At 38.2% G+C, this 25,495-nt stretch carries 28 protein-coding genes and 2 other annotated features; of the genes, 26 read left to right on the top strand and 2 right to left on the bottom strand.

Features of this window, described 5'->3' with window-relative positions:
• Window positions 1-7: 7 nt before the first annotated feature.
• Window positions 8-1,354, bottom strand: coding sequence for an aminopeptidase C (gene pepC / locus OZX56_RS02465; RefSeq protein ID WP_277140046.1), 1,347 nt, complete (start codon window positions 1,352-1,354; stop codon window positions 8-10).
• Window positions 1,355-1,434: 80 nt separating this feature from the next.
• A complete protein-coding gene (locus OZX56_RS02470; RefSeq protein WP_277140047.1) occupies window positions 1,435-1,740 on the bottom strand; it encodes a hypothetical protein in 306 nt (101 codons plus the stop codon).
• A 117-nt stretch (window positions 1,741-1,857) separates the two neighbouring features.
• Here OZX56_RS02470 and OZX56_RS02475 point away from each other — a divergent pair, with 117 nt between their 5' ends.
• From OZX56_RS02475 to OZX56_RS02600, 26 genes are all read left to right on the top strand, one after another.
• Entirely contained in the window at window positions 1,858-2,406 is a 549-nt protein-coding gene (locus OZX56_RS02475; RefSeq protein WP_277140340.1) for a dUTP diphosphatase, read from the top strand.
• Entirely contained in the window at window positions 2,406-3,782 is a 1,377-nt protein-coding gene (gene radA, locus OZX56_RS02480) for a DNA repair protein RadA (RefSeq protein ID WP_277140048.1), read from the top strand. Before OZX56_RS02475 ends, radA begins: the two co-directional genes overlap by 1 nt.
• Window positions 3,783-3,856: 74 nt before the next feature.
• Window positions 3,857-5,356 (top strand): glutamate--tRNA ligase, encoded by a 1,500-nt coding sequence (gene gltX, locus OZX56_RS02485; RefSeq protein WP_277140049.1) that lies wholly within the window; start codon window positions 3,857-3,859, stop codon window positions 5,354-5,356.
• 144 nt (window positions 5,357-5,500) lie between these two features.
• The gene (locus OZX56_RS02490; protein WP_277140341.1) at window positions 5,501-6,898 is read left to right on the top strand and encodes an APC family permease; all 1,398 of its coding nucleotides are present in this window, start codon (window positions 5,501-5,503) and stop codon (window positions 6,896-6,898) included.
• A 41-nt stretch (window positions 6,899-6,939) separates the two neighbouring features.
• Complete coding sequence (locus OZX56_RS02495) at window positions 6,940-7,830, top strand: ATP-binding cassette domain-containing protein (protein ID WP_277140050.1); 891 nt, start codon at window positions 6,940-6,942, stop codon at window positions 7,828-7,830.
• On the top strand, window positions 7,823-9,037 hold the full coding sequence (locus tag OZX56_RS02500; protein ID WP_277140051.1) for an ABC transporter permease: 1,215 nt from the start codon (window positions 7,823-7,825) through the stop codon (window positions 9,035-9,037). Before OZX56_RS02495 ends, OZX56_RS02500 begins: the two co-directional genes overlap by 8 nt.
• A 271-nt stretch (window positions 9,038-9,308) precedes the next feature.
• Window positions 9,309-9,549: a binding site (T-box leader), on the top strand.
• Window positions 9,550-9,607: 58 nt separating this feature from the next.
• A complete protein-coding gene (locus tag OZX56_RS02505; RefSeq protein WP_277140052.1) occupies window positions 9,608-10,501 on the top strand; it encodes a proline iminopeptidase-family hydrolase in 894 nt (297 codons plus the stop codon).
• A gap of 13 nt (window positions 10,502-10,514) precedes the next feature.
• Window positions 10,515-12,137: a peptide ABC transporter substrate-binding protein gene (locus OZX56_RS02510; protein ID WP_277140053.1), complete on the top strand. Its 1,623-nt coding sequence runs from the start codon at window positions 10,515-10,517 to the stop codon at window positions 12,135-12,137.
• 134 nt (window positions 12,138-12,271) lie between these two features.
• Window positions 12,272-13,693, top strand: a complete 1,422-nt coding sequence (gene cysS, locus OZX56_RS02515; RefSeq protein WP_277140054.1) for a cysteine--tRNA ligase — start codon at window positions 12,272-12,274, stop codon at window positions 13,691-13,693.
• Window positions 13,686-14,129 carry a ribonuclease III domain-containing protein gene (locus OZX56_RS02520; RefSeq protein WP_277140055.1) on the top strand — a complete coding sequence of 148 codons (444 nt, stop codon included), beginning with the start codon at window positions 13,686-13,688 and terminating at the stop codon, window positions 14,127-14,129. Before cysS ends, OZX56_RS02520 begins: the two co-directional genes overlap by 8 nt.
• Window positions 14,116-14,868, top strand: coding sequence for a 23S rRNA (guanosine(2251)-2'-O)-methyltransferase RlmB (gene rlmB, locus OZX56_RS02525; protein ID WP_277140342.1), 753 nt, complete (start codon window positions 14,116-14,118; stop codon window positions 14,866-14,868). The genes OZX56_RS02520 and rlmB overlap by 14 nt, the downstream gene beginning before the upstream one ends.
• Window positions 14,869-14,914: 46 nt before the next feature.
• A complete protein-coding gene (locus tag OZX56_RS02530) occupies window positions 14,915-15,133 on the top strand; it encodes a hypothetical protein (protein ID WP_277140056.1) in 219 nt (72 codons plus the stop codon).
• A gap of 68 nt (window positions 15,134-15,201) precedes the next feature.
• Window positions 15,202-15,351, top strand: coding sequence for a 50S ribosomal protein L33 (rpmG, locus tag OZX56_RS02535; protein ID WP_277126809.1), 150 nt, complete (start codon window positions 15,202-15,204; stop codon window positions 15,349-15,351).
• Between the two features lie 6 nt (window positions 15,352-15,357).
• Window positions 15,358-15,528 carry a preprotein translocase subunit SecE gene (gene secE, locus OZX56_RS02540; protein WP_277126808.1) on the top strand — a complete coding sequence of 57 codons (171 nt, stop codon included), beginning with the start codon at window positions 15,358-15,360 and terminating at the stop codon, window positions 15,526-15,528.
• A 99-nt stretch (window positions 15,529-15,627) separates the two neighbouring features.
• Window positions 15,628-16,176, top strand: a complete 549-nt coding sequence (gene nusG / locus OZX56_RS02545; protein WP_277140057.1) for a transcription termination/antitermination protein NusG — start codon at window positions 15,628-15,630, stop codon at window positions 16,174-16,176.
• A gap of 127 nt (window positions 16,177-16,303) precedes the next feature.
• Window positions 16,304-16,729 (top strand): 50S ribosomal protein L11, encoded by a 426-nt coding sequence (gene rplK / locus OZX56_RS02550; RefSeq protein WP_277126806.1) that lies wholly within the window; start codon window positions 16,304-16,306, stop codon window positions 16,727-16,729.
• Window positions 16,730-16,801: 72 nt separating this feature from the next.
• Window positions 16,802-17,494, top strand: a complete 693-nt coding sequence (gene rplA / locus OZX56_RS02555; RefSeq protein WP_277126805.1) for a 50S ribosomal protein L1 — start codon at window positions 16,802-16,804, stop codon at window positions 17,492-17,494.
• A gap of 143 nt (window positions 17,495-17,637) precedes the next feature.
• On the top strand, window positions 17,638-18,519 hold the full coding sequence (locus OZX56_RS02560; RefSeq protein WP_277140058.1) for a phosphate ABC transporter substrate-binding protein: 882 nt from the start codon (window positions 17,638-17,640) through the stop codon (window positions 18,517-18,519).
• Window positions 18,506-19,498, top strand: coding sequence for a phosphate ABC transporter permease subunit PstC (pstC, locus tag OZX56_RS02565; protein WP_277140059.1), 993 nt, complete (start codon window positions 18,506-18,508; stop codon window positions 19,496-19,498). Before OZX56_RS02560 ends, pstC begins: the two co-directional genes overlap by 14 nt.
• A 6-nt stretch (window positions 19,499-19,504) precedes the next feature.
• Complete coding sequence (pstA, locus tag OZX56_RS02570) at window positions 19,505-20,398, top strand: phosphate ABC transporter permease PstA (protein WP_277140060.1); 894 nt, start codon at window positions 19,505-19,507, stop codon at window positions 20,396-20,398.
• Window positions 20,399-20,407: 9 nt separating this feature from the next.
• Complete coding sequence (gene pstB / locus OZX56_RS02575) at window positions 20,408-21,205, top strand: phosphate ABC transporter ATP-binding protein PstB (protein WP_277140061.1); 798 nt, start codon at window positions 20,408-20,410, stop codon at window positions 21,203-21,205.
• A 12-nt stretch (window positions 21,206-21,217) separates the two neighbouring features.
• Window positions 21,218-21,973, top strand: coding sequence for a phosphate ABC transporter ATP-binding protein PstB (pstB, locus tag OZX56_RS02580; RefSeq protein WP_277140062.1), 756 nt, complete (start codon window positions 21,218-21,220; stop codon window positions 21,971-21,973).
• Window positions 21,974-21,991: 18 nt separating this feature from the next.
• Complete coding sequence (gene phoU, locus OZX56_RS02585) at window positions 21,992-22,660, top strand: phosphate signaling complex protein PhoU (RefSeq protein WP_277140063.1); 669 nt, start codon at window positions 21,992-21,994, stop codon at window positions 22,658-22,660.
• A 33-nt stretch (window positions 22,661-22,693) separates the two neighbouring features.
• Window positions 22,694-22,823: a sequence feature (ribosomal protein L10 leader region), on the top strand.
• A gap of 33 nt (window positions 22,824-22,856) precedes the next feature.
• Window positions 22,857-23,366: a 50S ribosomal protein L10 gene (rplJ, locus tag OZX56_RS02590; RefSeq protein ID WP_277126798.1), complete on the top strand. Its 510-nt coding sequence runs from the start codon at window positions 22,857-22,859 to the stop codon at window positions 23,364-23,366.
• 48 nt (window positions 23,367-23,414) lie between these two features.
• Window positions 23,415-23,777 (top strand): 50S ribosomal protein L7/L12, encoded by a 363-nt coding sequence (rplL, locus tag OZX56_RS02595; protein WP_277140064.1) that lies wholly within the window; start codon window positions 23,415-23,417, stop codon window positions 23,775-23,777.
• A 242-nt stretch (window positions 23,778-24,019) separates the two neighbouring features.
• On the top strand, window positions 24,020-25,483 hold the full coding sequence (locus tag OZX56_RS02600) for an SLAP domain-containing protein (protein WP_277140065.1): 1,464 nt from the start codon (window positions 24,020-24,022) through the stop codon (window positions 25,481-25,483).
• Window positions 25,484-25,495 lie beyond the last annotated feature (12 nt).

Here is a 25,495-nt window from a genome sequence, read left to right on the forward strand (position 1 = left end):
AGTAAAATTATTTGAAAGCTAAAGCACCCATTGGATCCCATGGCAATAATTGCGTTGGGTTCTTGCTGCCTTCGTCAAATTCTTGCTTAACTTTATCTGACAAGAATTTCTTGTTAATAACTGCTTGATAAACAAAGTCATCAAACCAAGCATCACTCATCACGAAGTAACCTTTAAAACCAGGTTTGTCGCCCCAAGAGTTTTCGATCTTCCACTTAGTTGGTTTGTCGTCGACTAAATCAACCCCAGTAATGACCATGGCGTGATCCATCATGCTTTCGCCAGAATCAAGTTTGTCTGCTTTAGACATTGACAGATCAATATCAAATAATTGATCGCGTTGGTAAATCTTAGTATCAAGCAAACCAAGTTGGCGCTCTGAATCTTTACCGACATTAGAGCCGAACCAAACTACTTCGCCTGATTGCAATTGCTTGATGATTAGGTCTTTCATTTCAGCAACTTCTAAATTAAGGTGCCGGACTTGGCGACCGTCAACGATGTTACCTAGATATTCAACTGAGAATACTTGGTGATAAGGTTTATCAGCAGTTGGTGAATTGATAATTGAAACGTGGTCTTCCAAATTCATGCCCACATATTTGTCAAAGAATGCTTTGGGCGTAATTCCAGCTTCACGGTGATAATTATTGTCATCGTCGCGATATTCAAAATCAAATTTTGTTGGTGGCACACCCAATGAAATAGCCAAAATCCGAAAGACATCATTTAACATCTCATTTTTACGGTCTTCAACTTCTTGGTCTGTTTTACCAGCATTGACTAGTTCGCGTAATTCTAAGCCGTCCTTACGTAATAACGTGTTTAGCGTATCATTTAAGGCACTAGAATTGTTAGAGTTAGCAGTTTCTGGATAAACTGATTTTGGGACAATTCCGTATTTTTCGATTAAGCCGCAGAGCATATCCCATTGACCACCGTCTTGTTGTGGAGTGGCAAATAAGAAGGCAACTTTACGATCGCCTAAAGGTTGATTGGCAGACGCAATTACATTTTCAAAGAACCAGTTAGACTTTTCAAATTTATCCCAGAAGTTAGTGTAATTTTGGGATAATTCGAAATCCTTAATCTTGTATTCTTTTTGCATTGGGTGACGCATGGTGTTTAAGGCTGAGAACATCCAGCAACGTCCAGATTGCTTTTGATCAGCCGGTTTGCCCGTGGCAATTTCTACTGAAAAAGTTGGTTCTAAATCAATCTTTGATTGAGTATTTTGGCTGGCCTTGTAAATGCCATTTTCTTGAGCGGCATTGGCAGCAATATTGCTGCCAGCATGGTTTGCTAAATCTTTAGTAAATTCGGCAATTGCTTGCTCAGTAATTTCTTTAGTCATAAATTTTTCCTCCTTGAAAATTGGTATGTATTCTATTTTAGCCTATTATAGCTGCAGCTATCAACTTAATTAATTGTAAATTAATTTTTTTCAGCTGGTTTATGATACCAAAATTCAGCAAATTCATCATGCTTACTAAAATAGTCAATTACCAGGGGGTCTAGTGGCCAAATAGGTGTTTTTGTTTCTTGAGCAAATTCTAAAAGAAATTGCATTTCTTCCGCTAAAATTTCATTACTATCTACTTGTGGATTAATAAAAAGGTGATTCATTAACCAAACTTCACCGTCTTGCCGCTGCAGCTTATCCATTGTCCAGCGGCAAGTTAAAACGTCGTCATCGTCGTAAAATTCGAAAAATTGGTGGGGATCGTTAAGATTAAACATAAATGGTTCCTTTTAAGAATAAATTTGCTATTTCTGTATTTATTATAGAAGATTTTACAATAAAATGCGTAATTTATTGTAGAATAGTGTCTGGAGCATAATAAGGAGATAAGTATGATTAAGACACGTGGATTTGAAAGAGTTTCTAAGTATCAAAATAAAAATATTAACCTTCCTAGAAGACAGACGATTGCTAGTGCGGGTTATGACTTGGAGGCCGCTAAAGACGTATTAGTGCCAAGTATTTGGCGGTTAAACTTTGTCCGGATTTTTCGCTTAATCAGAAATGGACATCAATTATACGAACCAGATTATGAATTAGCTGATCATGTGTTAAAGCCGTTGCTGATTCCGACTGGAATTAAGGCTTATATGCCAGATGACGAGGTATTGCTACTTGCCAATCGTTCGTCCAATACAATGAAAAAAAATTTAAGTTTGCCTAACGGAATTGGGGTAATTGATGCTGATTATTACAATAATCCGAATAATGAGGGCGAAATCTTTATGCAGGTAATTAATTATGGTGTTAGACCGCTGCAAATCCGTAAAGGTGATCGAATCGGGCAGGGGATTTTTATTCACTATTTAAAAACTGATCAGGATTTACCAGTTAGCCGTAAACGGATGAATGGTTTTGGTTCAACTAATAAGGAAGAGAATTAATGGCTAAAATAAAAACTAAGTATAAGTGTCGTTCTTGTGGCTATGTTTCGGCAAGTTATTTAGGACGTTGTCCTAATTGTGGTGCTTGGAACCAATTTGAACAAGAAAGCGAAGCAGTTGCTAACCGTTCTACTAAGGGAAGTCCTAGCCGGTTAATTAAAAAGACTGGTACTAATGATCCCGTTAAATTAAATAGTGTTCAAGCGGAAAAAGAAGAACGGATTTTGACAAGTTCTAAGGAATTGAATCGTGTCTTAGGAGGCGGTATTGTTCCAGGGTCTTTAGTCTTAATTGGTGGGGATCCCGGAATTGGAAAGTCCACATTAATGCTCCAGATTATGAGTGATCTAGCTAAAACATATAAAGTTTTATATGTTTCAGGAGAAGAGTCTGCAAGTCAAATAAAACTGCGAGCTAATCGCTTGGACCTAGGTGCTAGCGATATGTTACTCTATCCGGAAACCGACATGGAAGATATTCGCCAGCAAATTGCAGAGGTTGAGCCGGATTTTGTGATTATTGATTCTATTCAAACGATGAACGAGCCCAGTCTTGATTCGATGACTGGTTCCGCCTCACAAGTTCGAGAAGTGACCAGTGAACTAATGAAAATTGCCAAGATGCAGGCTATTACCGTTTTTGTCATTGGGCATGTGACTAAGGAAGGAACAATTGCCGGGCCTAAGATTTTGGAACATATGGTGGATACAGTACTTTATTTCGAAGGTGATGAACACCATGCTTATCGAATCTTGCATTCTGTTAAAAATCGCTTTGGTGCTGCCAATGAAATTGGGATGTTTGAGATGGTTAACGAGGGATTACAAGAAGTCACCAATCCATCAGCAATTTTTCTCGATGAACGCTTGCCGCAGTCAACTGGCTCGGCAATTGTGGTTTCACTTGAAGGAACGCGGCCGCTGCTTGCTGAAATTCAAGCTTTGGTAACGCCAACAGCCTTTGGCTACGCTAAGAGAACGACTTCTGGTATCGATTATAATCGGGCTGCTTTGCTTTTGGCAGTTCTGGAAAAGCGTGGCAACCTAATGTTGCAGAATCAGGACGTCTATTTGACGGCAACTGGTGGAATTCGGTTAAATGAGCCTGCTGTTGATCTGGCAGTGATTATGGCGATTGCATCTAGTTATAAAAATCAAGAGATTTCCCCTACTGATTGTTTTGTTGGTGAGGTTGGCTTAACTGGAGAAGTTCGCCGGGTTAATAAAATCGAAGCACGGATTAAAGAAGCAGCTAAAACAGGGTTTAAGCGAATTTATATTCCTAAACATAATATGCAAGCCGGTTTGAAAAACTTGGGGATTGAAGTAATTCCAGTTGCTAGTATCAGACAGGCACTAAAGCTAGTTTTAGGCTAGGAAAGATTGAACTTTTGACTCATAACGGGTAAACTAAAAGCATTGAATTTACTATTTTGAAAGAGGCAAGTATTTTGGCAAAACAAAAAATTCGGGTAAGATACGCCCCAAGTCCAACGGGTCACTTACATATTGGTAATGCGCGAACAGCATTATTTAACTATTTGTTTGCGCGGCATAATAAGGGAACTTTTGTATTAAGAATTGAAGATACCGACCAAAAACGTAATGTTGAGGGTGGCGCCGCTTCTCAGATGGATAATTTACATTGGCTGGGAATTGATTGGGACGAGGGTCCTGATAAGGGTGGCGATTACGGTCCTTATCGTCAATCTGAGCGTAAAGATCTTTATCAAAAATATGTGCAACAATTGCTTGATGAAGGTAAGGCTTATTATTCTTATAAGACTTCTGAAGAATTAGACGAGCAGCGCGAAGAACAACGGGCTATGGGTGTAGCACCGCATTATACTTATGAATATGAAGGTATGACTGCTGATGAAATTAAACAGGCACAAGATGCGGCAGCAGCTAAGGGTTTAAAACCAGTTGTACGGATTCATATTCCCGAAATGGAAACTTATGCTTGGGAAGATATTGTCAAGGGTCACTTAAGTTTTGAATCAGATACAATTGGCGGCGATTTTGTTATCCAAAAACGTGATGGTATGCCAACCTATAATTTTGCCGTTGTTATCGACGATCATTTAATGCAAATTACTCATGTATTGCGCGGGGATGACCACGTTTCTAACACTCCTAAGCAATTAGCTGTTTATGAAGCGTTTGGTTGGGAACCACCGAAATTCGGTCATATGACTTTGATTATTAATGCCGAAACTGGCAAAAAGCTATCTAAGCGTGATGAATCTGTCTTACAGTTCATTGAACAATATCGCGACTTAGGCTATTTGCCAGATGCCATGTTTAACTTCATTACTTTGCTTGGCTGGTCGCCTGCTGGTGAAAGTGAAATCTTTAATCAACGGGATTTGATTAAACAGTTTGATCCTGATCGCTTATCTAAGTCACCAGCCGCCTTTGACCAAAAGAAGTTGGAATGGATTAATAACCAATACATCAAGCATGCTGATCGTGACCAATTGCTTGATCTGGCGCTGAACAATCTGCAAGAGGCAGAGCTAGTTGAAGCAGACCCTACACCTGAAAAGTTGGAATGGGTAAGGCAATTAGTCAATATTTATTCTGTGCAAATGTCATATACTAAGCAAATCGTGGATTTAGCGAAGATATTCTTTGCTTCTCCAAAAGAATTATCAGCTGAAGAACTTGATGAGTTCCGGCAAGATGAGGCGCGACCAGTTATTGAAGAGTTTAAACATCAGCTTGAATTACTGCCGCGTTTTACCGCAACACAGATTATGAATGCTGTGCAAGCAACACGTAAAGAGACTGGAGTTAAAGGACGTAAGTTATTTATGCCGATTCGGATTGCGACTACTAGATCAATGGTTGGACCTGGTGTTGGCGAAGCAATGGAATTATTAGGTAAAAAACGAGTTATGGAGCACCTTGATCTGACTTTGCAACAGATGAGTGCGAATGGACTTTAAATTAATGAGAAAGCATTATTGTGATTAAGCAGTAATGCTTTTTTAATGTTCTAATAATAATTTTATTTTTTGCTAGCTTTATCTGCTGCTTTCCCATATAATGTTGATAATTCAGTTGAAGATTTTAAGCATGAGGTGAAAATTATGAAGCAGCAGGAGAATGATAAGTTAGGATTTATTGCAATTATCTTTTTGGCAATCAATTTAATTATTGGTTCGGGGATTTTTTTAACTCCCGGTACCGTTGTTAGGCAAGTCGGTAGTAAAGCATTATGGGTATATCTATTAGCAGCAGTCTTTGCCGCAGTTCTGGCACTGCCGTTTGCAGCTGCTTCTAAATATGTTAATAAGTCTGGTGCTTCTTATGCTTATGCTAAAGTAGCTTTTGGTAATAAGTTTGGCTTTTATATTGGAATTACTTGTTACTTTGCTAATAATGCCGTTTGGAGCACAGGGCTAGTTGGTGTTGTTAAGGCGGTTATTGCTTTACTTGGCGGTGAGGCAGATAATAGCTGGCTAATTACCATTGGCTTAGTGCTAATCATGTTGTTAGATACGGTAGTTAATTTATTTGGTCAAAAAATCACTAAATATGTTATGAACTTATCGACAATTTGTAAAACACTAGCTTTAGTGGTCATCATTGTTGCAGGTGGCTTTCTAATTTTTAAATCTGGTGCGAATTTTGATTTGAGTGCAGTTAATCGCATTAAAGAGGGTGGCAAAAATATTGTGCCGGCAGTGACACTGAGCACTTTTATGATGGCGGTTGTTTCAGCTTTATATGCTTTTTCTGGGTTTGAAGCAGTGGCTTCAGGTGCAGAAGATATGGCCGATCCAGAAAAAAATTTGCCGAAAGCTATTCCATTAGCAGTAATTTTAATTGCCGTTATTTATATTGGCGTCTTAGCAGTTGCGATGATTTTAAATCCAAGTGCTTTAATGAAGACTAATCAGGTAGTGGCACTTGCTGCAATTTTTGATAATCCGCTTTTAAGTGGCATTATTTTGAGTGGAGCAATTATTTCTATGCTGGGAATTAACTTTGCTTATAGCTTTAGTGCCCCACGTTTTTTAGAAGCAATGGCTAAAGAACATCAGTTATCACAAACACTAACTAAAAGAACCAAGAGGAACTTTCCTAGCCGTGCTTTCTATATTTCGGCCGTGATTGCAGTAGTAATTCCGATGGCGTTTCAATATGATTTAACTAATCTAGTTACCTTGGGTTCGATTGTGCGTTTTTTGGAATTTGCCATTGTGCCAGCAGCAGTCATTCAATTTTACCGTGGACGTGCTAAGCAGCCGACGATTGCTGCACACAAAAATATTTGGACTGATTTAATTGCACCAATTTTTTCAATTTTGATTGTGATTTTTATGTTAATTGAATATAACTGGCGGGTGCAATTTGGCATAGTGGATAATGGTCAAGTTGTCGGAGTAAATTGGTTTGCTGTTGCAACCATGATTTTTGGTTTTGTCATTTTGCCATTAATTATGTATTGGCTTTCAAGAAAGGAATGGGATAATCTGAAGTAAAGAATTTATAAGTGGGAGTTTATTTTTTTAAAGGGGAAATTATGTTAAAAATTGACCAGGTTAGTAAGAATTATGGCGAAATAGCGGCCCTCAAGCAGGTTAGCTTTACTGTAAAACCGGGAGAAATTCTGGGGCTAATTGGAAAAAACGGTGCAGGTAAGTCGACCTTATTTCATAGTATTTTACGTTTGATTAAGTTTCAAGGGAGTATTACTTGGAACGGTCAGCCGATTACGGCGCAGATGTTTGATGAAATTGGTTATTTGCCAGAAGAACGTAGTTTGTTGCCTAATTTGACTGTTGGACGACAAATTTCATACTTGGCTAAGTTGAAAGATTTCAAGGCTAGTAATGAATTAATCGATCAGTGGTTAGCTCGTTTTGAAGTTAAGGGAAATAGACAGACTAAGATAAAGTCATTGTCTAAAGGTAATCAACAAAAAGTGCAATTAATCTGCACTTTAATTCATAAGCCAAAATTGATTATTTTAGATGAACCATTTAGTGGATTAGATCCAGTTAATGCAGGATTACTTAAAACGGCAATTATAGCAGCTAAGCAACATGGCGCAGCAATTATTTTTTCTAGTCACAATATGGCTAACGTTGAAGCTGTCTGTGACAAGTTAGTAATGTTTAATTTGGGACAGATTGTTTTAGCGGGTAGCACACAGTCGGTGCGGGCCCAATTTGGCAAGGTGAATTTATTTATTACGACAGATTGGTCTGAGCAGCAGCTACAAAAACTTCAAGGAGTTGATGAAGTAATACGACGCAATTTGCGACAGTATTTACTTAAGTTACGTGATGAGACTTTTGGACCAGCAATTTTTAAGCAATTAACTAATGGCAATTATATTGAAGAATTTAGTCAGCAGCCGCCTAGTCTAGCAGAAATTTTTCGCATGAAAGCTGGTGCAGCTAATGCGTAAATTATGGACGATTATTAGTGAAACCTATGGCCGACAAGTTAAATCTTGGAGTTTTTTGTTACTAGTTTTAGGACCATTTTTGCTGTTAGCAGTTAGTCTTGGTGCAGGCTATCTTGCAGCTGTTAACAGTGGGGAATTGACGAAACCAAAAATAGCAGTAATTAGTTCACAAGCAGATTTGCGGCAAAATTATGCTGCGCAAAGTAAAGTTAAGATTGAGCAATCAATTACTACGCAAGCTGCGGCAAAAAAAGCAGTTAAGCAAGATCAAATTAAGGGTTACTTACTTTTAACTAATACTCATGGCAAATTAGAGGCCACTTTTTATCATGGTGATAATGCCAATACGCCTAAAAAAGCTGATATTAATGCAACTTTAATTCAATTGCAAAGTAGCCTGAATATTCGTCAAGGGCACCTAACTAGTCAACAATTGCAGGCTTTGCAAGTGCAACCAAATTTAAAAACTGTTAGTTTGAATAATTCTAGTAATAATGATGATGTACGTTATATTACAATTATGGTTGTTTTGATTATTATTTATATGATTGTTTTAACTTATGCGTCAATTATTACCCAGGAAATAGCTGGTGATAAAAGTCATAAAATAATTGAAGTGATCTTTTCGAGTACCACGCCCGGAGTGTATGTCTGCGGCAAAATTATTGCCTTACTATTGATGATTGTGACACAACTAGTTGCTTATGTCTTAATGGCTTTAGCTGCTTTAGCCATTGCCCAAACTATTCCGACGACCCAAAATTGGCTGGCTGCTAATCAGCCAGTTTTAGGAGAAATTTTACATAATTTTACGGGTTCAATCGTGTTGTATATTGTGCTGGGAGTAGTTGCCTATACTGTCTTATCAGCTTATTTTGGCGCATTGGTCAAAAGCAGTGATAATGCTGCTAAAGCTGCACAACCAGCATCAATGTTAGCAATAGCCGGTTTTTTAATAGCAATAACTTTTATCAATCAGCCGCAAAACATTTTGGTTAAAATCTTGTCGTATGTTCCTTTATTTTCATCATATCTGATGCCAGTGAGAATGTTTGCGGACAAGGTTAATTCGTGGGAAGTGTTGGTATCCTTGTTGCTATTGTTAGTCACGATTTGCGGTTTCCTATGGTATCTTTGCCGAGTGTACGGCAAGTTGATGTTACAAAAAGAAACACCTAAGTGGCGTTTTTCTTTCTTTAAGAAGTAGTAGAAATATAAAATCTCCTCTTAAGTAAGATAGTGATCTGAACTCCGAAATTAGGACAATCCAATTTCAGAGTTTTATTATGTCCAAATTATCTAAACAAGATAAAATCGATATTTATAATTTATGGAAAATTTTTCATTACTTCTAGATTAATATCACTTTAGCGTAAAAATAAAAATAAAATAAGACTTGTCAATTTATTTTTAAAAAAAGTAATTGACAAGCAGAAAGATTAGCCTTATGATTTACGTTAAATAAAAATGATAAAAAAATAAAAGCAAAGAAAAAGTAAGTAAGAAGTAATAATTGCTTAGCGAACCTGGTCTAGTGCAAGCAGGTGTAACTGTTACTAACTGAAAATCACTTTTGAGCTGCAAGCTGAAAACTAGTAAGTATTGCCGGGATGCATCCGTTATTTTCGCAGCAAATCGCAGCTTAGTCTGCCGTTTGTGGAAAGAGGCTTTTTATTAAAAAGCAAAATTAGGTGGTACCGCGCTAGTAGCGTCCTATTTAAGATTTATTCTTAAATAGGACGCTTTTTTTATCAAAAAAATAAAGGAGTAGAACAAAATGACAGGAAGCAAAATTGTAACATTAACTAATGGATTTCATTTATTTACCCGGACTGTGGGCAGTGGCAAAATCAAATTATTATGTGTCCATGGTGGACCAGGTAGTAATCATGAGGAATTTGAAAACTTTGGTGATGAATTAGCTAATTACGGCGTTGAGGTTTCAATGTATGACCAACTAGGCTCATTTTATTCCGATCAACCTGATTTTTCTGATCCAGCTAATCAAAAATATTTGACCATCGATTATTATTTATCAGAATTAGAAGAAGTCAGACAAAAGCTGGGCTTGGATAATTTTTATTTACTAGGTCATTCATGGGGTGGATTATTGGCCCAAGAGTATGCCTTAAAATATGGTCAACATCTTAAAGGGCTAGTAATTATGAGCATGATTGACAATATTCCAGAGTACATTACAAATATTAATCGTTTGCGCGATGAAATGTTTTCAGAGTTTGAAGTTAATTATATGAAAGAAGTTGAAGCGGAAAATCGTTTTGACGATCCAAAATATAATGAATTGGTTGCTAAGCTCTATCAAGTTTATGTTATGCGCCATCCAGAAAATGCTGGACATCATACCGTATCGACTAATGCCACGCCAGTTTACAATTATTTCCAGGGAAATAATGAGTTTGTGATGACTGGAACCTTGAAAGATTGGGATCGCCGCAGCGATACACACAAGATTACTAATAAAACGCTATTGACCTTTGGCGATCACGATACAATGCCGTTAGCTGTTGCGCAGCGCATGCATCAAGAGATGCCAAACTCGCGCTTAGTATTGACACCTGATGGTGGCCATTGTCACAGCAGTGATAATCCTAAGGCATTCTTCCAGACTTTAGGAGAATTTTTAACAGATGTAGAAACGGACCGATTTTGAGGAGAATTAACTGATGAAGTATAAATTTTTATTGACATTACTAGCTAGTTCAGCAGTTTTATTAGCTGGTTGTGGACATGAACAGCAATCAAGTACTAGTGCTAAGCCTGCTCAAAAGCTGACATTAATGCAGACTAGTGATTTATTATCACTAGATACTTCTGAACATGCAGATTTGCCAACTTGGAATACCTTAGAGAATTCAATGGAGGGGCTTTATAAAGCAAATAGTCAGCACGAGCCAGCTCCTGCAATGGCAACTAAAGTAGTTAAACCAACTAATCATGGCTTAACCTACACTTTTAATTTACGCAAAGATGCAAAATGGAGTAACGGTGAGCCAGTTAGTGCTAAGGATTTCGTTGCTTCTTGGCGGCGGTCAGTTTCACCTAAGTCCAAATCAGGCTACAATTATATTTTTTCTGGAGTAAAGAATGCCGATGACATTACTGCTGGCAAGAAACCTGTTAGCAGCTTGGGAGTGTCTGCACTTGATGATCATACTTTACGAGTACAATTGGAACACCCAATGCCATATTTTGATAAGATGATGGTGATGCCAGCGTTTTTCCCAGAGAATCGCACGGCTTTAAGGAAATTTAAAACTAAGTATGGTACCAAGTCAAAGTATCTCTATTATAATGGTGCCTTTAAGGTTACTAAGTGGGATGGGTCAAATGATAGTTGGGTATTAAAGCCAAACAAATATTACTATGCTAAGAAAAAAGTGCATTTAACTAGTTTAAAGTATTTAGTTGTTAAGGATGCTAATACTGCACATGAATTATTTGAACGTAACAAGTTAGATGATGCAACCATTACTGGTGTGACAGCAAAAGAATTGCAAGGCGACAAAAATATTGTCCATGAACGTAAAGCCGGCAATTATTATTTGCGGGTTAACTTGCGCGGTGGGCAACCTTTAACTAATCAAAAGATGCGTCAGGCAATTAGCCTAGTGCTAGATCGCAAGGCGCTAACTAAAAATGTGTTGGCAGATGGTTCACTGCCAGCTTATACTTATACTGCTAAAGATTTGGCTAATGATCCTACTAGTAACAAGGATTTCGCTACAGAAACCACACCTAAGGACAAATACAATGTTGCTAAGGCTAAAAAGCTTTGGCAAGCAGGGCTAAAAGAAAGCCATTTAAGTAAGACAGTTAATTTAGAACTACTAGGTGATGATCAAACGATTACTAAGAATGTTGCACAATTTTTGCAAGATTCGCTTGAGAAGCATTTACCTAAAGTTAAGGTAGAAATCCGCAATATACCTGAAAAGGCGGTATCTAGTGAAACTAGTAATGGTAAGTTCTCATTGGGACAAACATTGTGGCTTGCTGATTATTCTGATCCAATTAGTTTTATGGATATTTTGAGTAGCAGTAATCCGCAAAATAAGGGTAAATACCATAATCAAAAATTTGATAAACTTTACCATGCTGCTAGTCTTGCCAGTGAACCAAAAGTTTATTGGTCAAAATTACGCCAGATGCAGCAGCAATTAAACCAAACTATGCCAGTTATTCCACTATATCAAATGGTTGAAAGCCACCTTGTTAATCCTAAACTAAAGGGTGTCTTGCGCCATCCAGTTGGTGAAGACGACTACACAAGAGCATATTTCCAATAATTTTTTATAATAGCAATGTCGCTAAGGAGCAGCATTGCTATTTTTGTGGTTAATTTTATTGTCCAATAGTGTTTGCAAACCATAATTCTGCTAAAATAGGAAATAGTTATATTTAAGGAAGAGGCAAACTGGCCATGAAGATTTATAATACTTTGACCAAGCAAAAAGAAGAATTTAAGCCAATTAAACCGGGGCAAATTTCGATGTATGTTTGTGGCCCGACTGTCTACAATTACATTCATATTGGCAATGCCCGCAGTGTTGTTGCTTTTGACACTATTAGACGTTATTTTGAATATCAGGGCTATCAGGTGAATTATGTTTCAAATTTTACTGATGTTGATGATAAGATGATTAATGAAGCACAAACTGAAGAAACGACGGTACCTAAGCTAGCTGAGCGTTATATTGCGGCTTATTTAGCTGATACTAAAGCACTAAATGTTGAGCCAGCAACTTTGCATCCGCGTGCAACTGAAGAAATACCAGCGATTATTGCCTTTATTCAGAAGTTAATTGCTAAAGGATATGCATATGAAAGTCATGGTGACGTTTATTATCGTACCAAAAAATTTGAAAATTATGGTCAACTAAGTAGTCAAAATATTGCAGAGCTTGAAGAAGGCGCTTCGCAACACACTAATGTCCGTGAGCAAGAGCGTAAGGAAGACCCAATTGACTTTGCCTTGTGGAAAGCACAAAAAGCTCCTGATGAAATTGCGTGGAATTCTCCTTGGGGCTTGGGCCGTCCCGGTTGGCATGTGGAATGCTCTGTTATGGCTACTAAATATTTGGGTGAAACCATTGATATCCATGGTGGTGGTCAAGACTTGGAATTTCCACATCATGAAAATGAGATCGCTCAAAGTGAAGCTGCAACTGGCAAGCAATTTGTCCACTATTGGCTCCATAATGGCTTTGTAACGGTGGGTAATCAGCAAGAAAAAATGTCTAAGTCACTGCATAATTTTGTGACTGTTCATGACTTACTGCAAGATGTTGATGCACAGGTGTTGCGCTTCTTTATGGCTAGCGTGCAGTATCGCAAGCAGATTAATTATTCGGCTAAAAATTTAGAGCAGGCACAGATTATCTTGCAGCGCTTTAAGAACACCTTGACTAATTTGGCTTATCGATTAACTGATAATACGTCAAGCCAACCAGCAAAGCAACTTGAACAAGCTTTAGCTGAGACTAAACAAAAATTTGATTCCGCAATGAACGATGACTTTAATGTGCAAAATGCTCTAGCGGCAATTTATGATTTTTTACCAATAATTAATGCACATCTTAGTGAAGCTGAGGTGGATAAACCAGTCTTAAAACAAGTACAACAAGCATTAACCACTTGGTTAGCAATTTTTGGAATTGATACGTCAAATTTAATTGCCAAGGAAGCTGATGATGACAAACAAGTTGCTGAATTAATTGCTAAGCGCGAGCAAGCAAGACAGAATAAAGACTGGGCATTAAGCGACCAGATCCGTGACCAATTAAAGCAAATGGGAATAACTATTCAAGATACTGCTCAAGGAACGAGGTGGAGTCGTGACTAAAATTAAAAAATTAACAGAAGAGCAAGTCAATCCAGATACGTTAAATGGTCAAACTTTGGCTTATTTGGGTGATGCAGTTTATGAAATTAGAATTAGACAGCACTTAATTAAAGGCGGAATTGTTAAGCCCCAGGTTTTGCAACGTGAGGCAACCTACTATGTTTCAGCTAAAGCCCAAGCAGCTTTAATTACTAAATTACAAGCTGATGATTTGCTAACAGCAGATGAATTAGCTACATATCGCCGCGGACGCAATGCTAAAAGTCATACCAAGGCTAAAAATACTAGTTTGGCTACCTATCAGATGTCAACTGGGTTTGAAGCCGTTTGGGGTTATTTAGAACTATTAGGACAGGAAGCGCGCATTGCGGAATTAACTTCGTGGTGCATTAAGACAGTAGAGGAAGGTGGAATTGAGCAATATGACTTCAACTGAGCAAGATTTTGTATTTGGTAAACATGCAGGTTTAGATTTTTTAAAGACTCAATCAGCGCAGCGGATTAATAAGGTGTTTTTACAAGAGGGCGTTCAGGAAAGTTTTGCTAACGAAGTGTTTTCCTTGGCTAAACCAAAGGGCATCGTAGTGCAAACTGTGCCTAAGAATAAGCTAGATCGGTTAGTGCAAGGTGGTAATCATCAAGGTTTGGTCTTGACTATTGCTAGCTTTGAATATGCAGACTTAGATGAATTGCTAAATCAATTTGAAGACGAGGATAAGCGTCCCTTTTTATTAATGCTTGATTCAATTGAAGATCCGCATAATTTGGGTTCGATTTTGCGTTCAGCAGATGCTACTGGAGTTGATGGGATTATTATTCCTAAGCGTCACGCTACTGGATTAACTTCGGTGGTTGCCAAGACATCGACTGGGGCAATTGATTATGTACCAGTTGCCAGGGTCAATAACTTAGTCCAGACTAGTCAAATGCTAAAAAAGCGTGGTTATTGGCTTTTTGGCACTGATATGCAAGGAACAGATTATCGGCAATGGGATGCTAATGGTAAGACAGTGCTGGTGATTGGTAATGAAGGTAAGGGTATCTCCAGATTGCTAAAAGAGCAAATGGATCAAATGCTGACTCTGCCAATGCGTGGACATGTCCAGTCACTTAACGCTAGTGTGGCAACTGGGGTGTTGCTGTACCAGATGCTTGATAGTCGTGTAACTAAATAAATTATCTAAAATAATTTTTGCTTGTGCATGATAAGGAGAGTCGTAAATGACTAGAGAAACCAGTCAAAATAGTATTTTGGATCAACCAATGAACCAAGTCTTTGATAATAGTAGCGATACTGAAACAATGAGAAGCTTTTTATGGAATTATTTTATGGAGCAGGCTGGCAATGACAGTGTGGCAGCAGAAACCGCCATGTTGCCACTATTGCAAAAAAGTGATCAAGAAATTATTGCCTTTGCTGATGAACAATTAAAAAAGTAAGCTAATCATTAAATTAATTGCTCCAGCTTGATTTTTTTGATAAACTACAATAGTTTGGAAGTGAGATTATGGTAGTGAAAAAAGCATCTTTGGCTTGCAGCGTTTGCGGCTCGCGTAACTATTCAATTACCACCAGTAAGAATCGCACACAGCGGCTTGAGCTCAATAAATTTTGTAAGCATTGTGGTAAAAAAACTCTGCATAAGGAAACGAGGTAAGCGGTAGTGATTAAATTTTTAAAGAGTGTTGGACATGAGATGAAATTGGTAACTTGGCCAACAGCTAAGCAAAATCGCCATGATACTGCAATTGTGGTTGGTACTTCAATCTTGTTTGCGGTATATTTAGGTGCATTGGATTTGTTATTTAGCAGTCTGACACAGATAGTGATGTAATAGCAATATTTTCCTATGTATGTTATACTAGTTCCAGTTAGAAAAACCTCTTACGTAGAGGCTTTTTTTGTTGGTCAAAATAGAAAAGAGAGTTAAGTAATGGTTGAAACAACGAAAAAGCAATGGTTTGTATTGCATACTTATTCAGGTTATGAAGATAAGGTTAAGTCCGACCTGTTATCACGTGCGCAAACCATGGGAATGCAAGATTATATTTTTCGAGTAATGGTACCGGAACAAGAAAAGATTGAAACGGTTAAAGATAAGAAAAAACAAGTCGAAGAGAAGATTTTTCCAGGGTATGTTTTGGTGGAAATGGTAATGACTGATGAAAGTTGGTTTGTAGTTCGTAACACACCTAATGTTACTGGGTTTGTCGGCTCTCACGGTGGTGGTTCTAAGCCTTCACCGCTACTTGAAGAAGAAGTCAATCGCTTATTGCGCCAGCAAGGTGAACCGGCCAAAAGAGCTCAAATTGATTTTGAAGTGGGCGAGACAGTCACGATTATCGATGGTGCCTTTAATGGTGTTGAAGGCAAGATTACAGAAATTCAGCCTGATAAGTATAAATTATTTGTTTCAGTAGATATGTTTGGTCGAGAAACTACGACTGAACTTGATTATGAGCAAGTTAAAAAGATTGACTAGCTTGTTAGTTAAAATTGCAATTATCTGTAGTTAATGCTAAAATACTTAAGTACTTTTATTACTGTGGGAGGAGAAGTAAGTTACCTCTCCATTTTCACCACATCACGGAATCAAGGAGGTTTTGACCGTGGCAAAGAAAGTTATTAATGTTGTCAAATTACAAATCCCAGCTGGTGCTGCAACACCTGCACCTCCAGTTGGTCCTGCTTTAGGTCAAGCGGGGATTAACATTGTTGGTTTTACTAAGGACTTCAATGCTAGAACAGCTGACCAAAAGGGCATGATTATTCCTGTAGTCATCACAGTTTATGAAGATCGTTCATTCGAATTCATTACTAAGACTCCACCAGCTCCAGTGCTTTTGAAGCAAGCTGCTAACCTTGAAAAGGCTTCAGGTGAACCAAATACCAAGAAAGTTGGTAAGGTAACCAAGGACCAAGTTAAGGAAATAGCCGAAACTAAGATGAAGGATCTCAACGCTGCAGATGTTGAAGCTGCTATGCGGATGATCGAAGGTACTGCTAGAAGCATGGGTATCGAAGTCGCAGACTAATCCTGTTATTTATAACAATTTAGGTGGGAGAACTGAAATGTTTGTTTGACCACATATTAAGGAGGAAATCACATGCCAAAGCATGGTAAAAAGTATTCAGAAGCTGCTAAAAAAGTAGATTCAAAGAAATTATATTCAATTGCCGAAGCAATGAAGTTAGTTAAAGAAACTTCATATGCAAACTTCGATGCTTCAGTAGAGGTCTCATACGACTTGAGTGTTGATCCAAAGCAAGCTGACCAACAAATCCGTGGTTCACTTGTGTTGCCTAACGGTACTGGTAAGACCCAAAAAGTAGTAGTCTTTGCTGAAGGTCCACAAGCTGAAGAAGCCAAGGCTGCCGGTGCTGATGAAGTCGGTTCAGATGACTTAGTTGAAAAAGTTCAAAATGGCTACTTAGACTTTGATGTTGTTGTTGCAACACCAATGATGATGGCTAAAGTAGGACGTTTGGGTAGAGTATTGGGACCTAAAGGTTTAATGCCGAACCCGAAGACTGGTACAGTTACTATGGACATTGAAAAGGCTGTTAAGAACGTTAAGGCCGGTCAGGTTGAATACCGCGTTGACCGTCAAGCCGCTATTCACGCAGCTATTGGTAAAGTTTCATTTACTGACGAACAATTAATTGAAAACTTTAACGCATTGCGTGATGTTATTTTACGTGCTCGTCCATCAGCTGCTAAAGGTCAATACATTAAGGGAGTAGCCGTTGCTGCAACCTTTGGCCCAGGGATTAAGCTTGATCCACTAAACTTAGAATAATTAAGTTAATTAAAAAGTAAAAAAGCAATTTGTTATTTTTAACAGATTGCTTTTTTTTACTCAATTTCGACAATTATGATTGGTCATTCGGTTAAGTTTTGGTAAACTAGGGTAGAATTTTAATATCTAATTGAGGGATTACAATGCGTAAAAATAACTTGGGCAGTTTATTAACCTTGATTTTGTTTGTTCCACTTTTATTAGTGGGATGTAGTAAAGATCAAGCCAAAATTACGGTTGTTGGTGCTAGTAGCGTTCAGCCACTAGTCGAACAGGCAGGTAATGATTATCATCTTGCTCATCTAAGTAGTAACATTGTCGTACAAGGCGGCGGCTCAGGAACCGGACTAAGTCAAGTTCAGGCTGGTGCTGTTGAAATTGGTACCGCTGATGTATTCGCCGAAACACAACCGGGAATTAATGCTCGGAAGTTAGTTGATCATCAAATTGCGGTAGTAGGGATAGTTCCAATTGCCAATAAGGATGTTGGTGTTAGCAATTTGTCGGCTAAAAATTTAATGCGAATTTTCACTGGTAAAATCACTAATTGGCGGCAAGTGGGTGGCAAGAATTTGCCAATCATTGTCATTAATCGTTCTCGTGGTAGTGGTACTAGGACAATTTTTGAAGATTTAATTTTGCAAGGTAAAGAGGCAATTAATTCACAAGAGCAAGACTCTAATGGGACAGTCAAAAAGATTGTCAGTTCTACTCCAGGGACGATCTCATACATTTCTTTTCCTTATGCTAATGATTCACATATTCAAAAATTAAGTATTAATCAAGTTAAGCCAGTAAATCATAATATTTTGACTAATAAGTGGCCGCTTTGGGCGTATGAGCATATGTATACTAAGGGTAAACCAAGTAAGTCAACTGCTGCGTTTATTGACTATGTGCTAAGTGAAAAAGTCCAGAAAAATTTGGTTCCTAAGACTGGTTACTTGAGTATTCATGAAATGAAAGTATCACGTGATAGCAAAAATAAAATTACAAAAATAGGTGATCCACATGAGCAAAAATAAGCAGGACTTACAGGAAGTTGTTGAACAAGCGATTGCTGAGCAAAAGGTGCCGCATGTTAAATTTAAAAAGACAGCTCCACAAAATGTAGATGTTGCGAAGTTAACTAAAGCTTCAAAGGAAACTCGTCAGGAACGCTGGGGTAAAGGGCTGACTTTCTTGGCGATAATTTTAATTGGTATTTTGATCATTGCGATTATTGGCTTTGTCGGGATGCATGGCCTGGCAACTTTTACTAGTGACAAAGTAAATATTGGGCACTTTTTATTTTCAAGCGAATGGAATCCCAGTGCTGGCAGTAGTCATGTTGGTGCTGGCGCGATGATTGTTACGTCGTTTGCCGTCACTTTGCTGGCTGCACTAATCGCTACCCCCTTTGCGATTGCTGTTGCCTTATTTATGACAGAATTTGAATTAGGAAAAAGATCTAGTTTGTTACAGTCGGTAATGGAGCTGTTAGTTGGTATTCCGTCAGTAGTTTATGGCTTTTTGGGATTAACTGTAGTAGTACCAGCGATTAGAACTATCTTTGGTGGTACTGGTTTTGGTATTTTAGCCGCAACTTTAATTTTATTTGTTATGGTATTACCAACAATTACTTCACTAACTGTTGATGCCTTTAAAGCTGTCCCTAAAGAATTACGCAAGTCATCAGCAGCTTTAGGGGCAACTAGATGGCAGACAATTTATCATGTGGTGCTGCGAGCTGCGCGTTCACGAATTTTGACTGCAATTATTTTTGGAATGGCGCGTGCCTTTGGTGAAGCCTTGGCTGTTCAAATGGTAATTGGGAACGCAGTGCTAATGCCGGCTAACCTAGTTAGTCCATCAGCCACGTTAACTAGTCAATTGACTAGCCAAATGGGGAATACGGTTATGGGAACTTTACCTAACAATGCTCTTTGGTCACTAGCGTTGCTGTTATTAGCAATGTCGTTATTTTTCAACTTCTTGGTACGCTTGATTGGAAAGAGGAGCTAACATTAAATGAATTCAAAAAGGAACGATCGTATAGCGACTGGTGTTATTTATTTCTTAGTTGGGTTAGTAATTCTATTATTAATTGGAATTATTGGTAATATTTTATTGTCGGGTGTGCCACATTTGTCATGGGACTTCTTGACTAAGGCATCATCGTCGTTTGAAGCAGGCGGCGGGATTCGGGATCAATTGTTTAACTCACTATATCTATTAGTCTTAACCTTATTAATTTCGTTACCCATTGCCTTAGGGGCAGCAATTTATTTGGCTGAATATGCGGCAGATACTTGGCTAACCAGGTTAATTCGTACGACAATCGAGATTCTAAGTTCGCTACCATCAATTGTTGTTGGATTATTTGGCTACTTAGTTTTTGTCGTTCAGTTTGGACTCGGCTTTTCGATTATTGCTGGTGCTCTTGCATTAACTTTTTTTAATTTGCCGATTTTGACTAGCAATATTGAACAGGCGATTAATGGTGTGCCACAAGCTCAGCGTGAAGCGGGCTGGGCGTTAGGTTTATCTAATTGGAAAACGATTCGCGGGATTGTCTTGCCAGCAGCTTTACCTGGAATAATTACCGGGGTTATCTTGAGTGCTGGAAGAGTTTTTGGTGAAGCAGCTGCCTTGATATATACGGCTGGTCAAAGTGGGTCTACAATCGATTATGCTAATTGGAATATCTTTAGTCCAACGAGCTTTCTTAATGTGATGCGTCCAGCTGAAACGTTGGCAGTTCATATCTGGAAAGTAAATACTGAGGGAATTGTTCCTGATGTTAATGTGGTTTCGGCAGCGACTTCTGCTTTGTTAATCATCGTAGTCATCATTTTTAACTTTGGTGCACGTGCTTTAGGTAACTGGCTATATAAGCGGTTAACAGCGGCTAAGGCAAAGTAAGGAGTTTTTATGGAAAATATGCAAAATCAGGCTTACATTAAGACTTTTAAGCAGCAAGATTGTGCGATTACCACCAAGGACTTAAGTGTTCGTTATGGCGGGACTAATCAAAAGTTGTTTGATGTTAGTTTGGGCTTTAAAAAGAATACGATTACCGCTTTAATTGGTGCTTCTGGTTCAGGAAAATCGACTTTTTTACGGTCTCTTAATCGGATGAATGACCGAGTGGCGACAGTTGATGGTCAAATCATGTTTCATGATTTGGATGTAAATCAAAAAAAGATTAACGTTTATGAGCTACGCAAAGCGATCGGGATGGTTTTTCAAAAACCAAACCCCTTTCCTAAGTCAATTAGGGAAAATATTACTTATGCTCTAAAAGCCAATGGCTCTCAAAACAAAGCTAAACTTGAGCAAACAGTTGAAGAAAGCCTTAGGGCAGCAGCGCTATGGGATGAAGTTAAAGATAAACTTGATCAAAGTGCTTTAGCTCTGTCGGGTGGACAACAGCAGCGCTTGTGTATTGCGAGGGCATTAGCACTAAAGCCTGAAATTTTATTACTTGATGAGCCCGCAAGTGCATTAGATCCAGTTTCCACAGCTAAACTTGAAGATACTCTTAAGCAATTGCGGAGTAAGTACACGATGATCATGGTAACGCACAATATGCAGCAAGCGTCACGAATTAGCGATTATACTGTCTTTTTTCATTTAGGACGAGCACTTGAATATGATACGACAACTAATATCTTTACTAACCCTCAAGGTGAAATTACTGAGCAATATATTCAGGGGAGTTTTGGCTAAAGGAGCAAAATTATGACAAACATTATGGAAGTCAGGGATGTCAAGTTAAGCTATGGTAGCTTTGAAGCTCTGCATGGGATTGACTTGGCTTTTCCCAAGCAAAAATTGACTGCCTTAATTGGTCCATCTGGTTGTGGTAAATCTACTCTTTTACGTTGTTTGAACCGGATGAATGATGATATTGAAGGCATTAAGATTACTGGCAACGTTCTGCTAGAAGATCAAGATATCTATCAATCTAGGCTGGATTTAGTTGTATTACGTAAAAAAGTAGGGATGGTGTTTCAGCAGCCAACGCCATTTCCATTCTCAGTATTTGATAATGTAGCTTATGGGCTAAAAATTGCTGGAATTAAAGATAAAGACGTTATTGAAGAACGAGTAACGGAGAGTCTTAAGCAAGCAGCTATTTGGGATGAAACTAAGGACAATTTACAACGCAATGCTCAGGATTTTTCTGGTGGACAACAACAGCGAATTTGTATTGCTCGTGCGCTAGCAATTAGACCAGAAGTGGTTTTACTTGATGAACCAACTTCAGCGCTAGATCCAATTTCAAGTGCCGAAATTGAAGAGACATTGCTTGGCCTAAAGCAAGATTATACCTTTATCATGGTGACCCACAATTTACAACAAGCCAGTCGTATTTCTGATCAAGTTGCCTTTTTGATGAATGGTGATTTGATTGAAGCAGGTTCCACTCAGGAAATGTTTTTGGCACCAAAAAAAGAAATCACCAGTAATTATCTAAATGGACGTTTTGGATAGAAAGTTTGAGGTAGCAAAGTGCACGAGATATTTTTAGATGAATTGAAAAAATTAAATACGCAATTTATGGAAATGGGAGTTTTAGTTAATGATTTGATCGATCAGGGGACCAGGTCGTTTGTCGATCATGACAAAAAATCAGCCCAAAAAATGATTACTGAAGCTGATGTTGTCCCTAAAGAAGCCATCAGAATTGAAAAGAAATCACTTGATCTAATGGCATTACAGCAACCAGTGGCAACTGATTTTCGAGTTGTGATTAGCATTTTAAAAGCAACAACTGACTTAGAGCGAATTGGCGAAAATGCACTTAGCATCGCGCTGGAAACGATTCGCGTTAAGGGTAATCCGCGAATTGAAGCGGTAGAAGATATTATTTCGAAAATGACCCACCAAGTTCGCAAAATGCTAATTCAGGTATTGACTGCCTATGTCCAAGAGGATGAGAAGACGGCCCGCAAAATGTTGTCTGACCGCGAAACAGTAATGAATGATTATCAAGAAGCACGAAAAGTTATTATTGATGGTGTTGAACAAGATACCAATGTGGCGGTAGCCTCCGCTAGTTATTTTGTGATTATCAGATTGCTAGAACGGATTAGTGATCATATTGTTAATTTGGCCAGCTGGGTTATTTACAAAACTTCAGGTGAATTATTTGAATTAGCCGAGCCAAAGATTGAATAAAAAATTTGCGTTGGAAAGCTGTTACTGTTATACTAATCAAAGTAAATTCTACCTAAGACTCGGGTGGCATAACGCCTTAATTTCCCGCCGAGGCCGGAAGATAATGAAGACTTTTTTGAGAAACTCCATGTCTTGCTTGGCATGGAGTTTTTGGCCTTATTAGGATTTATTAATGAATTTGTGGAGGTGAATCTAATTGAGTAAAGCTGCTATTGCTGCAAAGGCTGAATACGTTGACGCGTTTGCTGAAGAACTTAAGAGTGCAAAGGCTATCTTGGTAATTAATTACCTAGGGATGTCAGTTGAAGAAGTTACTAATATGCGTAAGGAACTTCGTGATAACGATGTTAAGATGAAAGTTATCAAGAATACTTATCTAAGACGTGCTGCTGCTAAAGCTGGTATCGAAGGTCTTGATGATACTTTTGTTGGTCCAACTGCTGTTATTTATACAGATAATGCTGATGACGTAACTGAACCTGCTCGTATTGTTTCAAAATATGAAGATGACATTGATGTGATCGAGATTAAAGGTGGTATGCTTGAGGGTAAGTTGACTTCTAAAGAAGAAATCAAGGAACTCGCTGCTATCCCTGGTCGTGAAGGCTTGCTATCAATGCTTGTTTCTGTATTACAAGCTCCTGTGCGCGACTTCGCATGTGCTGTTAAGGCTGTTGCCGATTCAAAAGATGAAGCTGCAGAATAAAATATTGTAAATTATATCTAATACTGATTTTTCGGAGGATACTTAAATATGGCTTTAGATACTGAAAAGATTATTGAAGACTTAAAAGGTGCTTCAATTCTTGAATTAAATGACCTAGTAAAGGCTATTGAAGATGAATTTGATGTTACTGCTGCTGCCCCAGTTGCTGCTGCAGGTGCTGGCGCTGAAGCTGCTGCTAAATCAACTTATGACGTTGAATTGACAGAAGCTGGTCAAGAAAAGGTTAAAGTTATTAAGGCTGTTCGTGACCTTACTGGTCTTGGCCTTAAGGACTCAAAAGACCTTGTTGATGGTGCTCCTAAGAACGTTAAGGAAGGCGTTTCTGAAGACGAAGCTAACGACATTAAGGCTAAGCTTGAAGAAGTTGGTGCTTCAGTAACTTTGAAATAGTTACTGACCAACTGGTCAAGCTAATAAGAAACCGTACAAGCTCAAAGTTAGAGCTTGTGCGGTTTTTGTTTCTCGTTTTTGTACAACGAAAATTACTTTATCATTATTTAGAAGATTACGATAATAAAATTAATTTGTTGTGGAAGTACGGGCAAATAATTAAAGCGATTGACTAATAGCTAGGTGTATAATTATTACTAATAGAAATATTTAATATGATTTGCTTTGAGGTAAATAATAAAATGAAAAACAGAAAACTAGTGTTGCTATTAACAGCAGTCTCATTGGCTGCCGCACCAACTACTATGTTGCTAAATTGTTCAGTTTCAGTGCAAGCTGCTGCAACTACGGTTAAGTTAGGTCTAAATCATAAGACACGTGTTTATAATAAAAAAGGACAGAAATTATGGTATTACCAAGGCTCAAGCGCACTTATATCTAGTAAAAAGACCGTGAAAGCTGCGAAAAAAATTAAGTCAATTACTGATCCGTATTCGAAGCAGTATTCATTTCATGATAATGAATGGAATTGGTTCTATTTGCCATATAAAGTAATCAAGGGACAAGAATATTACAGTATCGGTCATGGTGGTTATATTAAGGCAGCCAATGTTGATACAGTCAACAAACAGGAATTGATGACCAATCGGGTGACAATCAAGCTGACGAAAAAGATGCTTGACGAAAAAAATACGATTAAAGTTTATGATGCTACAAGTGATCAAAAGCAACCAGTGCATTTTAAATTGGGTCAAAAGGTTACATTTGATGCTCAAGTAGATGGTAACAATGATTGGGGAACTTTTCGTACTGATTCGGGAACATACTACCTGTTGAGGATTAAGGGAACCGATAAGTATTTTGTCGAGGAATATGATGAAGATGGTGATAGCTTAACACCGACTTATACTACCAAAAATTTATTGCCATATGCCAAGTATGAACAAGTTGCAGTTATTGCTAATACACCTTTATATAATGAAAACGGTGAATTAGCCAAGGAACATACTAATCATGGCCAACGCAAGGTGACACTTAAGAAGGGTAATAGCACTTATGGTGTCACTAAGGAACTGTATCTTCGGCTACCTGGACAAAGTAAGGCGGAATTGTTTTATCAATTTCAAGATGGCTGGGCTACGTGGGATGCTTATAATTTAGTCAAAGCTGCCGATGTTAAATATGCTTACGGTCCAAGGCTGCAAGTTGTTAATACAGAAGCTGATGCCATGAGCGGCAAGGCACTGGCAACTGACGCTAATCGGGCCGAGTTAAAAGCATTACTGGATGAAGCACCAAAAGTACGAGCAAGTGAACGCTATAGTTATTCGCAGTTTGAAGTTTATTATGATAGTGCAATAACGGAGGGGCAAAGAGTTTATGACGCACTGATTAGCTCAGATACAGAAATAAAGGCAGCAATAGCTAATTTGCAGGGTGCTGACCAAACTTTAAATGATGGGAAAAGGGTTCCCGTCAAGGATTTGCAGCACATAACTGATGATGAAGCTGAAAAGATTGTTACTTTAGCAGACCACGCTAGCTACCTGAAATATCCGAAAACTAATAATTTTCAAAATCGCCAAGTGAAGTTTAATGATGATAAGACCGAGCTAGATTTATTTATCACGGATTCGAGTAGTAAACCCGCAACTATGAAAAAGTATAAGCTGGATGTTAATGACTACGTGACTAAGGAAAATTAACTGCAATAGGTA

This window comes from Lactobacillus sp. ESL0684 (assembly GCF_029392675.1).
Lineage (GTDB): Bacteria > Bacillota > Bacilli > Lactobacillales > Lactobacillaceae > Lactobacillus.